The following is a 14709-nucleotide window of genomic DNA, read 5'->3' as shown; positions in this document are numbered from 1 at the left end:
CGTGATCAGCGGATCTCTACGCGGCGGAGCTGCCAGAGTCCCAGGGCGAACGGGACGGCTATCCACAGCGCCGCCGTGATACCGAGCTGCGTCCACTGCTCGCCCGTGACGGTCGCACCGAGCAGCGCGTACTGGGCGTGCGTGAGGTCGAGCCACGGGGCTGCGGCGCCCCACCACTCCACGCCGAGGGCGAGCTGGCTGGAGAGCGAGGGCACGACCAGCGCGAACATCAGGTAGCCCACTAGCGCCACGGACGACCGGCGCAGGATCGCGCCGAGCGTGAACCCGACCGCTACCCCGATCGCCTGGAACGTGAACAGGTACAGGTGATCGGCCCAGGACAGGTTCCACACCGCCGCGGTCCCCTCGGCCGCCGCGCTCAGGAGTGCCCCGCAGGCCGCCAGCCCGAACGTCAGCGCCGTGGCAACGACCGTGAGCCCGGCGACGCACGCCGCCTTGGCGGCGATCACCCGGCCGCGCCGGGGGACCAGCGTGAAGGTGGTCAGCGCGCCCCGCTGGCTCCACTCGCTCGTGATCGAGAGCAGCCCGACCATCGGCACCAGCAGCCCGAGCGGGTAGGCGACCGCGTTGGCCAGGTCGGCGTAGGTCGCCTGGAAGGGTGCGAACAGGACCAGGACGGCGACGGCGCCGACCGCGATGAGCGCGATGCTCACCAGGAGCCACAGCGCCGACCGGGTGTCGGCCAGCTTGCGCAGCTCGACGTCGACGAGCCGGCGGAACGGGATCTGCGCGGTGCGGTCGGGAGTGCTCACGCGACGGCTCCTGTCGTGGTCGGTGCGTGCGAGGACACGGGAGGGCGGGTGCCGCCGGCGTCACGCTGGGTCGGCGCGGTGAGGGCGAGGAAGGTCTCCTCGAGGCCCACGCCGTCCGCCGCGCGCAGCTCGGTCACCGGGACGCCGGCGGAGAAGGCCGCGCGTCCCGCACCGGCCAGGTCTGCGTCCGTGAGTACGGCGCCGTCGTCGGTCGGGGACGCCGTCTGCCCCGCGGCCTCGAGCGCGGCGGTGAGCGCGCCGACGTCGTCGGCGCGGACCAGGGTGCCGACGCCCGCGAGGAGCTCCGCCTTGGGGCCGCCCGCCACCACCCGTCCGCCGCCGATCACCACGATGTCGTCCGCGATGGTCTCGATCTCCGCGAGGAGGTGGGACGAGAGCAGCACGGTGCCGCCGTCGTCCGCGAAGCCGCGCAGCAGGTCACGCATCCAGCGGATGCCCGCTGGATCGAGCCCGTTGGCCGGCTCGTCGAGGATCAGCACCTGCGGCTCGCCGATCAGCGCCGTCGCGACGCCCAGCCGCTGCCGCATGCCGAGCGAGTAGTTCCCCACCCGCCGCTTGGCCTCCTTGGGGGTGAGGCCCACCCGGTCGAGCGTCTCGCTCACGCGGGCGGCGGGCAGCCCGAGGGTGCGCTGGGCGAGGACCAGCGACTCCCTGCCGGTACGGCCGGCGTGCTGGGCCGACGCGTCGAGCAGCACCCCCACCTCCCGACCGGGGTTGGGCAGGTCCGCGAACCGGCGGCCGAGCACCTCGGCGGTGCCGGAGGTCGCCTCGGCGAGACCGGTGAGGATGCGCAGTGTCGTGGACTTGCCCGCGCCGTTCGGCCCGAGAAACCCGGTGACCCGGCCGGGTCGCGCGGTGAAGGAGACGTCGTCGACGGCGGTCAGGTCCCCATAGCGCTTGGTCAGCGCCGAGATGGTGATCATGGGGCCGACGCTAGGCCGCCCGCCGCCGGGGCGGCTCCGGGATGCCCCCGGTTCTCACCCTGGTTCGGCGGCGGGCGACTGCGGGTCCAGCAGGTCGGCCTCCTGCGCTGCCGACCAGGCGTAGTCCCGGTCGTCACGCAGCAGGTCCGCGTGCGTGCCCGACGCCCGGACACCCTCGCCGAACCCGAGCACCACCACCTCGTCGACCGCCGCCAGCGGCGTGAGGCGGTGCGTCGCCAGCAGCACCGCCCGGCCGGTCGCGCGTGCGTGCGCCGCCACCGTGCGCACCAGGGCGTCCGCGGTACCGCCGTCCAGGTGCTCCGCTGGCTCGTCCACGAGCAGGACCCGTGCGGGGCTCAGCAGCGCGCGAGCCACCAGCAGACGACGGCGCTCGCCCCCCGAGACGGCCGCGGCGTCCGTGCCCACCAGGGTGTCCAGCCCCCGGGGGAGTGCCGTCAGCCACGCCCCCAGGCCGACGGCGTCGAGCGCGGCCCGGGCCTCGGCCGGCGTGACGTCGCCGCGTGCCACCCGCAGGTTCTCCAGCACCGTGGTGTCGAACAGGTGCCCGTCCTCGCCGACGAACAGGGCTGGGGTGGGGGTGGGGGTGGGCGGGGTGGCGGGTGTGGTCGGTAGAACGTCAGGTGATCGGTAACTCGGGCTGCCGATCATCTGACGTTCTACCGACCACACGGACACGGTCCCCCCGAGCGGCGGTATCAGACCGGCTGCGGTCATCAGCAGCGTCGACTTTCCGACGCCGGACGGCCCCGCCAGCGCCACGACCGAGCCCGGCCGCAGCGTCAGGGACACCCCCTCCACCGCCGTCTGCGGCCTGCCGACGGCGTCGGGCCAGCCGGCTGCGACGTCGTCGAGCACGAGCAGCGCGCCGCCCGCCTCTCGCGCCGCGCTACCGCCGGTGTCCGTTTCCCCGGACTGGACGTGCCCGTCCGTTTCCCCGGACCGGACGTGCCCGTCCGCCTCCCCGCCCGCAGTGGCTCTCTCCGGCGAACCAGGCTCTCCGGTGGTCCGTGCGCCCGGCCTCGGGTCTGCCGGCAGCAGCTCCAGCAGCCGTCGCGCGGCCTCCCTCGACCGGTGGAGCTGGACCGCGGCGGCGGGGAGCCCCGCGGTCGCCTCGAACACGGCGAGCGGCGTCAGGACGATCACGGACAGCGCCTCCACGGACAGCGACCCCGACATCGCAGCCGGGATCCCGAGCGCGAGCGAGGCGAGCACCGCGAGACCCTGCGCCAGCGCCCCCAGCGCGGCGGCCAGCCCGGAGGTACGGGCGCCGTCGTCGGCGACGGCAGTCAGACGCGCGTCGGCCGCGTCGAGATCCGCCAGGCGCGCACCGAACCGGCCGGAGACCCGCAGCGGAGCCGATGCTTCGAGGACCTCGAGGGACAGCGCGGTCACCTCGCCCCGCACCGCCGCGCCCCGCGCCTCGGTGCGGGCCGCAGCCCGTGCCGCGAGCCACGGCGTCACGATCCCGGCGAGCACCAGGCACAGCGCCAGCGCCACGCCCGCCGCCGGCAGCAGCACGCCCAGCAGGATCACCGAACCGAGCGATGTCACGACCGCGACCCCCGCCGGCACGAGCGCGCGAACCACCATGTCGCCGACGTCGTCCACGTCCTGGCCGATCCGCGCCAGGAGCTCGCCCCGTCGCACCGTGACCGGACGGTCGTCCGCGGCGAGCCGGTCGTACAGGTTGGCGCGGAGAGCCGCCATGCCCCGCAGCGCGACGTCGTGCGAGGCGAGGCGCTCGCAGTAACGCAGCACACCGCGCCCGATCCCGAATGCCCGCACCGCCACCACGGCCACCGAAAGCGTGAGCACCGGCGGCATCTGGTACGCGCGGGCGACGAGCCAGGCCGCCACCGCCGCGAGCCCGATCGCACAGGCCAGGGCCAGGACGCCGAGCCCGATCGCCGCCGCTACCTTGACCGGGCGGACCTCCAGCAGCGGCAGGATGCGCCGCAGCGGGTCGGCCGTCGCCTGCCGGGCGAACGGTTGAGTCGTTGTGGTCATCGTCCCTTCCGATCTGTCGCGGGACGTCCCGCGGGAGCCGGTGCGCGACTCCCGGCGTCGCCCGCGGTGCCCGCCGCCGCGCCCGTTCCCGAGGCCAGCACTGTGCCCGCGCCCAGGGCCGGGACCGGCTCCGGACCCGGCTCCGGATCCGGGACCGGCTCCGGCTCCGCCACCGAGCGGACATCGATCACCTGGTCCGCGAGCCCGAGCAGCGAGGCCCGGTGCGCGACGACGAGCACCGTGCGACCGGCGTCCCGCCAGGCTCGAACGGTGTCGAGGACGCCCTGCTCGCCGCGCGCGTCGAGGTGCGCCGTCGGCTCGTCGAGGATCACCAGCGGCTTGGTCGCCGCGTCGTCGAGCAGGGCGGACGTGAGCGCCACCCGCTGCCGCTGTCCCACGGACAGCCCCACGCCGCCGAGCCCGACGCGTGTGTCCCAGCCATCGGGCAGGGAGCCGACGACGGCGTCGAGCCCGGTCAGGCGTGCGGCCTCGGTGAGTGCACGGTCGCTGACCCTGGACGTGCCGTCCAGGACGACCTCGCGCAGCCGTCCCGGCGGGAGCGAGGGCCGCTGCGGAACCCAGGTCAGCGCCGACCACCAGCTCTCCAGCCCGGACGCCCGCGGATCAGCCAGGTCCCGGAACGCGCCGCCGGGGGCGACCAGCCCGACCCGCCCGGCGTCGGGCGCCAGCAGCCCGAGCACCACGAGCACGGCGGTCGACTTGCCCGACCCGCTCGGCCCGCGCAGCGCGACGACCCGCCCGCCCGCACCGGGGTTCGCCCCGAGCGGGATCCGCGCCGACAGCCCGGCAGGCGCGACGACCCCGCGGCCGACGGCCCGCACGGACACCCCCTCCAGCACGAGCTCGCCGCCCGCCACCCGCGGCGCGGGGACGTCCGCACCCTTCGGCGGGCCGGAACCATCGGGCCCCACCAGTGCGAACGCCCGCGCCGCCGCGGCGACCCCGTCCACGGAGGCGTGGAACTCCGCTCCCACCCGGCGCAGCGGCAGGTACACCTCGGGCGCCAGCACGAGCACCGCGATCGCGGGCTGCAGCTCCATGGCGCCCTCGACGAGCCGCAGCCCCACCCCGACGGCGATGATCGCCACGGACAGCGTCGTGAGCAGCTCGAGCACCATCGAGGAGAGGAACGCGACCCGCAGCGTCCCCATGGTCGCCTTGCGGGAGGCGTCACCGAGCGCACGCACCCGCTCGCCCGGGCCGAACGACCGGCCGAAGGCACGCAGCGTCGGCAGCCCGGCGACCAGGTCGAGCACCTGGGTGCCCAGCCGCTCCACGGTGGCGAGGCGCCGCTCGGACGTCCCGGCCGTCAGCCGCCCGACGAGCACCATGAACATGGGTACGAGCGGCAGCGTCACGATCAGGATCACCGCCGAGACCCAGTCCAGCCCCAGCACGACGCCGACCAGCGCGGGCGTGAGCAGCGCCGTCAGCACGAGCTGCGGCACGTACCGCACGAGGTACGGCTCGAGCGCGTCGAGGCCGCGGGTCGCCAGGGTCGCGACCTCGGCCTCCGGGCTCGCGCCGCTCCCGCTGCCTGCGCTGCCCGACGCCGGAGCGCCGCTCCCGCTGCCCGACGCCGGAGCGCCGGCCCCGCCGACCGCCGTCGTCCCGCCTGTCGCAGGCACACCTGCCGCGGACCCGTCTGCCGCAGCTCCGGCGACCGCCGTCGTGCCGACCGCCCGAGGGCCGCGCAGCGCCCAGGCCTCCACCACGGCGCGCCGGAGCTCGGCGATCGTCCGGGCGGCGGCGCGCAGCGCGTACCGTTCCTGCGCCCACGCCACGCAGGCCCGGCCGGCGATCACGAGCGCCAGCCCCGCGAAGGGCCACGCCAGCGCCGGCCCGGACGGGCTGTCCCCACGCACCACCGGTGTCAGCAGGTCCGCGATGAGCAGGGCCTGCGCCACGATGAGGGCGGCGGCTGCCACGCCGAGCCCGACCGTCAGCGCCACGTACCAGCGGGCCGCACGGACCTGCCGCAGCAGCCGGGGGTCGAAGGGTCTCATCAGCTCGTGCTCCCGTTGTCCTTCAGAACGCCGAGTCCTTGATCTTCTTCCAGGTCAGGCCGGCCGGTGCGGGGATATGGTCCACGGTCAGCCGGCGCCGGAAGACCCAGTACGTCCATCCCTGGTACAGGATCACCACGGGAGTCAGCGCCACGGCGACCCACGTCAGGACGGTCAGCGTGTACGGCGTCGAGGCCGCCTCCGCGATGCTGAGCGAGCTGCCTCCGGCCAGGCCCGGCATCACGTCGGGGAACATGGACCCGAAGATCAGGGCCACCGCGGCGATGATCGTCACCGCGGAGAGCGCGAACGCGTAGCCCTCGCGTCCGGCCCGGTTGGTCCGCAGGACGCCGACCAGGGCCAGCGCGCCGGCGAGCACGACCGCCCACGTCCAGGCGGGCGAGAACGCGACCTGCGTCCAGGCCGCCCAGACCCCGGCGACGGCCAGGGCGACGAGCGTCAGCACCCCGGCGAACCGGCGAGCCCGCACCCGGATCGCGCCGTCGGTCTTGAGGGCTACGAACACCGTGCCGTGCAGCAGGAAGAGCACGAGCGTCGTCAGGCCCCCGAGCAGCGCGAACGGGTTGAACAGTGCCGCGAGCCCGCCCACGTACTGGTGCGCGTCGTCGAGCTGGACACCGCGCACCAGGTTCGCGAACATGACTCCCCACAGGATGGCCGGGACCCAGGAGCCCACCTGGATCGCGACGTCGCAGCGGCGCGCCCAGACGGCGTCGGAGATCTTGCCGCGGTACTCGAAGGCGACACCGCGCACGATGAGCGCCACCAGGATCGCGAGCAGCGGCAGGTAGAAGCCGGAGAACAGGGTGGCGTACCACTCGGGGAACGCCGCGAAGGTGGCCCCAGCGGCCGTGATCAGCCACACCTCGTTGCCGTCCCAGACCGGGCCGATGCTGTTCACCAGCACCCGTCGCTCCTTCTCCCGGTGCGGGGCGTCCCCGCGGGGCAGCAGCGACATCAGCATCCCGACGCCGAAGTCGAAGCCCTCGAGCACGAAGTACCCGGTCCACAGAACCGCGATGATGACGAACCACACGATGGCGAGGTCCACGGTCACGTCCTTATCTCTCTGGCAATCTCACTGGCAGGTCGGTCAGGTCTGGTGGGGGAGGCCGGGAGTGGTCAGTAGGCGAACGAGAGGGGACGGTCCGTCTCGTCGCCGGCGGCCTCCGGCGACTCGTCGCGCACCGTCGAGGGCACGCCCTCGGTCGCGTACCGGTGGATGAGCCGGAACCAGATCACGCCGAGCACGCCGTAGAGCAGCGTGAACACGATCATCGAGGTGAGGATCATCCCGGGGCTGACGACGGTGGAGACGCCCTGCATCGTGAGCAGCCGGATCTGGTCGATCCCGGTGGGGTTCGGGGCGACCACCCAGGGCTGGCGTCCCACCTCGGTGAAGATCCAGCCGAACGACGAGGCGAGGAACGGGGTGGGGATCGCCGCGATCGCTATGCGGGCGAACCAGGGGTTGTCGCTGACCCGGCCGCCGCGGGTGAACCACAGGGCCGCCAGGGCGAGCAGCGCTGACCCCGCGGCGAACCCGATCATGAGCCGGAAGCTCCAGTAGGTGACGGCGAGGTTGGGCGTGTACGAGATGGGGTTCCCGTCGTCGTCGGTCTCGCCGAACCGCTCGGCGTACTCCTGCTGGACGTCCTCGACGCCGGGCAGGTAGCTGTCCTCGCCGGAGAACTTGCCGGTGCCGAGGTAGCTCGACAGCCCCGGCACCTCGAGGACGTGGCGGACGCCCTCGCACGAGTTGGACAGGTCACCGATGGTGAGGATCGAGAAGGCGGCCGCCTCCTCGCCCGTGCACAGCGCCTCTGCCGACGCCATCTTCCCGGGCTGCTGCTCGAACATCAGCTTGCCCTGCACGTCGCCCGTCACCGCGACGCCGGCGCCCGAGACCAGCATGACCACGGTGCCGAGGAGCACGGCCGGGCGGTAGACGTTCCGGGCGAGCTCGACGGACTCCGGCCGTCTGGTCCGGGCCAGGCGCACCATCCACCAGGCGGCGATCCCGGCCACGAACGTCCCGGCCGTCAGGAAGGCCGCGGCCACCGCGTGCGGGAAGGCCGCCCACAGCGTGCTGTTGGCGAGGATCGCCCAGATCGACTCCATCTCGGCGCGGCCGGTCTCCGGGTTGTACCGGGCGCCCACGGGGTGCTGCATCCAGGAGTTGGCGGCCAGGATGAAGAACGCCGACAGGTTCACCGCGACGGCGACGGCCCAGATGGACGCCAGGTGGACGCGCTTGCTCAGCCGGTCCCAGCCGAAGATCCACAGGCCGAGGAAGACCGACTCGATGAAGAACGCGGCGAGGGCCTCCATCGCGAGCGGTGCGCCGAACACGTCGCCGACGAACCGGGAGTACTCGCTCCAGTTCATCCCGAACTGGAACTCCTGCACGATGCCGGTGACGACGCCGAGCGCGAAGTTGATCAGGAACAGCTTGCCGAAGAACTTGGTGAGCCTGAGCCACCGCTCGTTCCCCGTGCGGACCCAGGCGGTCTGCATCACGGCCACCAGGGGTGCGAGGCCGATCGTGAGCGGCACGAAGATGAAGTGATAGACGGTCGTGATGCCGAACTGCCAGCGTGCCAGGTCGAGAGCTTCCACTCCGGGCTCCTGAGGTCTCTCCGAACGGCTCCGCCCTCGGGGCGTGAGGCTGATCCAGCAGGCCAGCCGCTGCCACGGGGCTCGTCCGTCGCTTGTGAATGTCTTCACAAGCTACTGTACACGGCGTCAGACGCTCGCAGAGCAGGCCCCGTCTCTTGTGCGATACTGGACGAAGCCGCGTGGGCCCACATCCCCTGCGCGGCCTGCAGAGTCCAACACTGCCCGCGATCCGCACGCGGTGCCGCTGTCACGACAGAACGTGGCCGCAGGCGTCCGCGAAGACCGTGGGAACAGGGCCGCAGCCGAGACTTCCGCCCGGTGTGTCGCTTCGCCGCGATGCATAGCCGGACGACCGACCGCCTGGCGGTCCGCATGGTGTGGAGCGGACGCCGGCTACAGGAGCACCTCACGTGACGCCTTCCAGCACCACCGGTTCGACCATCGGGTCACAGGATGATCACGACGCACCTGAGGCGAACGCCCAGGTCACCACTGGTGGGGAGGCCCCGGCGGACGCCACGCCGGCCAAGCGCCCGCGTCGTCGGGCCACCCGGTCCGTCGTCTCGACGGCCACTGTCGAGCCCATCGTCGTCGGGTCGTCGGACGCGTCCGAGCCCCCGGCCGAGGCCCAGCCCGTGACCACGGGCGGCACCGCCGTCGTGGCGACCTCCGCGACCGCTGAGCCGGCCGCCAAGCGCCCCAGGCGCCGGGCCGTACGTGGTGTCTCCTCGCCCACGGCGCCAGCTCCTGCCCCGGTCGAGCCGACGGCGGCCGAGCCGGTCGCGGTCGAGCCCGCTCCGGCGGCCGAGCCGGTCCCGAGCGAGACAGAGATCACTTCCGAGACCGCGCCGATCACCGAGCCCGGGGCCACCGAGACGCCCGAGCCTGCCGTGGTCCCCGAGCCCGAGGCGGCCGTCGAGCAGCCGGTCGAGGCGTCCGAGCCGGCCGGCATCGTGCTGCCGGAACCCGTGGCGACGCCCGCTGACGCTCCGGCGCACGAGGTCGGGAGCCTCGACGACATCGTCCTGCCCGGCGGCCCGGCCGGAGAGCCCGAGAAGACGGCTCCGAAGCGTCGTAGCCGCAAGAAGGTGGAGCCGGTCGCGGAGCCCGCCGCAGAGCCGGTCGCCGAGCCCGCCGCGGACGCGGCACCCAAGCGCGCCCGGTCGCGGCGCAAGTCTGTCTCGACGGAGCCCGTGGCCGAGACGACGCCGGTGGCCGAGACGGCGTCGGCCGGGGACGCACCGGTCGCGGAAGCCCCCGCCGAGCAGGCGCCGGCTGAGCAGGCGCCGGCGGAGACCCCGGCCGCCGAGGCTCCGGTCGAGCCGGCGCCGAGGACCCGGGCACGCCGCAGCCGGCGTCCGGCGTCGGAGCCGAACCCGGCCCCCGCCGCCGCCGAGGCACCCGCTGCCGAGACCCCCGCTGCTCAGGCACCCGCCGCCGAGGCGCCCGCTGCTCAGGGACCCGCCGCCGAGGCACCGGCACAGCCGGCGACGTCGCCCGCCGGAACTGCGTCGGGCACCCGTGCTCCGCGCCTTGCCACGACAGCGCTGCTGTTCCAGGCGCCGGACGAGTCGGCGGGTCGCCGCTCTCGGCGCGCGCAGGCCCCCGCCGGGCCGCCGCGTCCGCAGGACCTGACGCCGCAGTTCGCGCGTCCGGTCGCTCGCCCCGTCGAGCCGGCCACCGAGGAGCCCGCCCCGCGCGCGGCCGAGCCCGCCGCGGAGCGGTCCGCCGAGGCAACGACGGCGGCCCCGACGGAGTCGAGGTCGGAGCCCCAGGCTCCGGCAGAGGCCCCGGCCGAGCCGAGGGCGCGCCGTTCCGGCTCGCGCCGGGCTGTGCGGCGCACGGGACCGAGTGCCGAGCCGGCCGTCGGGTCAGAGGCCCAGGACGTCACGCGGAGCGCGCCGGCCGAGCCGGTCGATGACGCTGCCGCGGAGGTGCCCGCCCGTGCGGAGAGTGCTCCGGCCGCGCCGGAGTTCGTCGCGGCCGAGCTGAGCGAGGACGACGCCGCCGCCGTGGACGAGGTCGGCGCGATCGAGGAGGAGCTGGCCGCCGAGGGCGTAGCGCTCGAGGAGCTGGCCCCGGCGGACTTCGAGGAGTACGACGACGAGGAGGTGCGCCCGTCGCGCCGCCGTCGTCGCCGGGGTGGACGGGGCCGCCGTGGCGGCCGCGCGAACCGCTCGGACGACGGGGACGACTCGGCGGACGAGGAGCAGGACGACGACGCCGAGGACGACGCACAGACGTCCGCCGAGGACGAGAGCGAGCAGGAGTCGGCGCAGGACACCGGCGACGGTGAAAGTGAGGACGAGGGCGGCAGCCGCCGTCGTCGCCGTCGTCGCCGGGGCACGCGCGGTGAGCGCGCCGAGGCGGCCGCAGTCCGCTCGAGCCGCAGCGACGAGGTCACCGCGCTCAAGGGCTCCACGCGCCTCGAGGCGAAGAAGCAGCGCCGCCGCGAGGGCCGGGACCACGGCCGACGCCGCCAGATCATCACCGAGGCCGAGTTCCTGGCCCGCCGCGAGTCGGTGCAGCGGTCGATGATCGTGCGCGAGAAGGACGGCCGCACGCAGATCGCGGTGCTGGAGGACGGCGTGCTCGTGGAGCACTACGTCTCGCAGCAGTCGCAGGCGTCGATGGCCGGCAACGTCTACCTCGGCCGGGTCCAGAACGTGCTGCCCTCCATGGAGGCCGCGTTCGTCGACGTCGGCAAGGGCCGCAACGCCGTGCTGTACGCGGGTGAGGTCAACTGGGACGCCGCGGGGCTCGAGGGCCAGCCGCGCCGGATCGAGCAGGCGCTGAAGTCGGGCGACTCGGTCCTGGTGCAGGTCACGAAGGACCCGATCGGTCACAAGGGTGCCCGGCTCACGAGCCAGGTCACGCTCGCCGGCCGGTACCTGGTCTTCGTGCCGGGCGGTGGCATGACCGGGATCAGCCGCAAGCTGCCCGACACCGAGCGGTCGCGCCTCAAGAAGATCCTCCGCGAGGTCGTGCCAGAGGGCGCCGGCGTCATCGTGCGCACCGCCGCCGAGGGGGCGAGCGAGGACGAGCTGCGCGCCGACGTCGAGCGCCTGCAGGGGCAGTGGGACGCCATCCAGGCCAAGTCCAAGAAGGCGAACGCCCCTGCCCTGCTGCAGGGCGAGCCGGACATGGCGATCCGCGTGGTCCGCGACATCTTCAACGACGACTTCTCGTCGCTGGTGGTGCAGGGCGCCGGTGCGTGGGACGAGATCGCCACGTACGTCGAGGAGCTCGCGCCCGACCTGCGCGAGCGCGTGTCCAAGTGGGCCGAGAACACCGACGTGTTCCACGTGCACCGCGTGGACGAGCAGCTCGCCAAGGGCATGGACCGCAAGGTCTGGCTGCCCTCCGGCGGCTCGCTGGTCATCGACCGCACCGAGGCGATGACCGTCGTGGACGTCAACACCGGCAAGTTCACCGGCGTCGGCGGCACGCTCGAGGAGACCGTGACGCGGAACAACCTCGAGGCGGCAGAGGAGATCGTGCGGCAGCTTCGCCTGCGCGACATCGGCGGCATCATCGTCATCGACTTCATCGACATGGTGCTCGAGTCCAACCGTGACCTGGTGCTGCGTCGTCTGGTCGAGTGCCTCGGCCGGGACCGCACCAAGCACCAGGTGGCGGAGGTGACGTCGCTCGGACTGGTCCAGATGACGCGCAAGCGTGTCGGCCAGGGCCTCGTCGAGGCGTTCTCCGAGACGTGCGAGCACTGCAAGGGCCGTGGGTTCATCGTGCACGAGGAGCCCATCGAGAAGTCGGGCAACGGAGCGGGCTCCGGCGCCGCGCCGGCGTCGTCGGACGAGGGTGCGCGCTCCGCGCGTTCGCGCCGCAAGCGGGGCAAGGAGAAGGCGGCTCCGGTGACGGAGCAGGCCGCGCCGATCGCCAGCCTGCCCGAGGAGAGGTCGGAGGCCCGCGAGGCCGTCAAGGCCACGCTCGCCACGATCGCCGCAGCCGCACAGCACGCGCACGAACCGAAGGACTCCGCCCCGGAGGGCCCGGTCACGCTGGACCAGATCCAGCTCCCGACCGGAGGCTCGGCCTCCTCGTCGTCGGCGAGCTCCGGCTCGCCCGACTCGCCTGACTCAGCGGACTCACCTGCCGACGCCGCGCGGCCGGCGAGCGACGCGCCGGAGGGGGGCTCCGGCACTGGGCAGCCGGAGCCGCCCAAAGGAGCTGGCGACGAGGTCGCCTGAGCAGAAGAAGGGATTCTGGGCGAGGCTGTTCGGCCTCTGACCTGATCCGCACGGGGGTCGCCACCGCGAGGTGGCGGCCCCCGTTTTTTGCGTGCCCGGATCTTCCTTGCGGTTGGGCCGTGTTCTGTGGTTCATTAGTGGAGTAATGAACCAACGAAGCAGCGATCCACGAGACTCGGAGACCGAGATGACCACGACCGTCGCAAGGCCGGCCACGACCCGGCTCGGGTATGTCGACAACCTGCGGATCCTGCTGACCGTGCTGGTCCTGGCGCACCACAGCGCCCTGACCTACGGCGCACTCCCGCTCTGGTACTGGACCGAGCCGAGCACCAGCCCGTCCGGCGTCGCGCTGATGCTGCTGGTGGTCGTGAACCAGCTCTATTTCATGGGCTTCTTCTTCCTGCTCTCCGGCTTGTTCGTACCGGGGTCCGTGGACCGCAAGGGCCCGGGCGCCTTCGCACGGGACCGCCTGGTCCGGCTCGGGATTCCCCTGGTGGCGTTCTGGCTGGTGGCGCGGCCCGTGCTTCACCTGCCGGAGTGGCCGGAGCGCAGCGCAGAGGGGGAGTCCCTGCTGCACTTCTGGTTCACCGTCGGCGACGCCGGACCGCTCTGGTTCCTCGAGGTGCTCCTGGTGATGTCGCTCGTGTACGCGGCGTTCCGTGCGCTGCGCACCCGGCTCGCCGCCCGCTCCGGCGTGGTCGACGCCGTGCTGCCCGCCGCCGACGTCGAGCCGCGGCCGGTCCGCTTCCGGGCGGTCGCGGGGCTCGTCGCCCTGCTGACGGTCGCGACGTTCCTCTGGCGGTTCCTGGTGCCGGCCGGGACCTACTGGCAGCTCGCCGGCCTGCCCTCCCCGGCGTACCTGCCGCAGTACGTGATCCTCTTCGTGACCGGGCTGCTGGCCGCGCGCCGCGGGTGGCTCACCGCGCTCACCGTGCGACAGGGCCGGCTGGCGCTGGTCATGGCTCTCGTCAGCCTGGTCCTGGCGCTCGGCACCAGCGCACTCGCGACCGCGCCGGGTGCCGGCGTCCTCGTCCAGCTGGTTGCCTCGCTCGCCGAGAACGTCTTCGCGGTGAGCATGGTCCTGGCGCTGCTGGTGCTGTTCCGGGAGCGGTTCTCGGCGCAGCCCGCATGGGCGCGGACCGCCGCACGAGACTCGTTCGCGGTGTACGTCATCCACCCGCTGGTGCTCGTCGGGGTCGCGATGCTCCTCGCACCCCTGACCGCACCGGCAGGCGTGAAGTTCCTGATCCTGCTCGCGCTCTCGGTGCCGCTGTGCTGGGGGTTCGCCCACCTGCTGCGGCGGGTCCCCGGGGTGTCGCGGGTGCTGTAGGCGTCCGGTGCGCGTGAGGACGCGGAGCTCGGCGTCCGGCACCGCAGCGGCGATGTCACGTGCCGCCGGGATGTGGCCTCGGCACGGGATGCTTGACTGACAGTCATGAAAGACGACGGTCTGGGCGACGGACGCCTCGAAGTGATCGCAGGCCCCATGTTCGCGGGCAAGTCCGAGGAGCTGTTGCGCCGGGTGCGGCGCGCCAGGATCGCCCAGCGCGGGGTGCTGGTGGTGAGCCATGCGCTCGACGCCCGCAGGGGTGTCGGCAGGGTGAGCTCGCACTCGGGACAGGGCGTGCCGTCACGCACGGTGTCGGACGCCGCGGACATCCCGGGCCTGCTCGAGTCGGGTCCGGGGACCGAGCTCGTCGCCATCGACGAGGCGCAGTTCTTCGGAGCCGGCCTCGTGCCTGTGGTCTCCGACCTCGCGGGCCGCGGGCTCGTGGTGGTCGTGGCAGGGCTGTCCGTCACGTTCGACGGGCAGCCCTTCTCGCCCCTGCCCGAGCTGATGGCGCTCGCCGAGTCGGTGGAGAAGCTCACGGCCGTGTGCTCCGTGTGCGGCGCGGACGCCGCGTTCCATGTCCGGGTACCCGGGGCGCCGCCGGTGCCCGACGCCGATGGCCCCGGCCCGGGCGGCGCGCTCGTGCCGGTGGCCGCGCACGTGGGCGGGTCGGAGTCGTACGAGGCGCGCTGCCGGAGGCACAAGGACGCGTAGTCGGTAGAACGTCAGGTGTTCGGCATTCCGAGGTACCGATCA

At 73.6% G+C, this 14709-nt stretch carries 9 protein-coding genes; 3 read left to right on the top strand and 6 right to left on the bottom strand.

Features of this window, described 5'->3' with window-relative positions; genetic code table 11:
* Positions 1 to 5: 5 nt before the first annotated feature.
* The 6 genes from AB0F40_RS00840 to AB0F40_RS00815 all read right to left on the bottom strand — a co-directional run bounded on the left by AB0F40_RS00840 (position 6) and on the right by AB0F40_RS00815 (position 8412).
* A complete protein-coding gene (locus tag AB0F40_RS00840; RefSeq protein WP_357462652.1) occupies positions 6 to 773 on the bottom strand; it encodes an ABC transporter permease in 768 nt (255 codons plus the stop codon).
* Entirely contained in the window at positions 770 to 1717 is a 948-nt protein-coding gene (locus tag AB0F40_RS00835) for an ATP-binding cassette domain-containing protein (RefSeq protein ID WP_357462649.1), read from the bottom strand. The genes AB0F40_RS00840 and AB0F40_RS00835 overlap by 4 nt, the downstream gene beginning before the upstream one ends.
* 54 nt (positions 1718 to 1771) lie before the next feature.
* A complete protein-coding gene (cydC, locus tag AB0F40_RS00830) occupies positions 1772 to 3745 on the bottom strand; it encodes a thiol reductant ABC exporter subunit CydC (RefSeq protein WP_357462646.1) in 1974 nt (657 codons plus the stop codon).
* Complete coding sequence (gene cydD / locus AB0F40_RS00825) at positions 3742 to 5772, bottom strand: thiol reductant ABC exporter subunit CydD (RefSeq protein ID WP_357462643.1); 2031 nt, start codon at positions 5770 to 5772, stop codon at positions 3742 to 3744. Before cydD ends, cydC begins: the two co-directional genes overlap by 4 nt.
* Positions 5773 to 5794: 22 nt before the next feature.
* Entirely contained in the window at positions 5795 to 6844 is a 1050-nt protein-coding gene (gene cydB, locus AB0F40_RS00820) for a cytochrome d ubiquinol oxidase subunit II (RefSeq protein WP_357462640.1), read from the bottom strand.
* 71 nt (positions 6845 to 6915) lie between these two features.
* The gene (locus AB0F40_RS00815; protein WP_357462637.1) at positions 6916 to 8412 is read right to left on the bottom strand and encodes a cytochrome ubiquinol oxidase subunit I; all 1497 of its coding nucleotides are present in this window, start codon (positions 8410 to 8412) and stop codon (positions 6916 to 6918) included.
* 410 nt (positions 8413 to 8822) lie between these two features.
* On the opposite strand from AB0F40_RS00815, the gene AB0F40_RS00810 reads away from it, so the two are divergent.
* The 3 genes from AB0F40_RS00810 (at position 8823) to AB0F40_RS00800 (ending at position 14667) form a co-directional block, all read left to right on the top strand.
* Positions 8823 to 12620: an Rne/Rng family ribonuclease gene (locus AB0F40_RS00810; protein WP_357462634.1), complete on the top strand. Its 3798-nt coding sequence runs from the start codon at positions 8823 to 8825 to the stop codon at positions 12618 to 12620.
* 187 nt (positions 12621 to 12807) lie between these two features.
* Positions 12808 to 13953: an acyltransferase gene (locus tag AB0F40_RS00805; protein ID WP_357462631.1), complete on the top strand. Its 1146-nt coding sequence runs from the start codon at positions 12808 to 12810 to the stop codon at positions 13951 to 13953.
* 105 nt (positions 13954 to 14058) lie between these two features.
* Positions 14059 to 14667, top strand: coding sequence for a thymidine kinase (locus tag AB0F40_RS00800; RefSeq protein WP_357462628.1), 609 nt, complete (start codon positions 14059 to 14061; stop codon positions 14665 to 14667).
* Positions 14668 to 14709 lie beyond the last annotated feature (42 nt).

The sequence above is a fragment of the Promicromonospora sp. NPDC023987 genome (genome assembly GCF_040639055.1).
Classification (GTDB): domain Bacteria; phylum Actinomycetota; class Actinomycetes; order Actinomycetales; family Cellulomonadaceae; genus Promicromonospora.
This window is presented reverse-complemented; position numbering and strand designations above follow the sequence as displayed.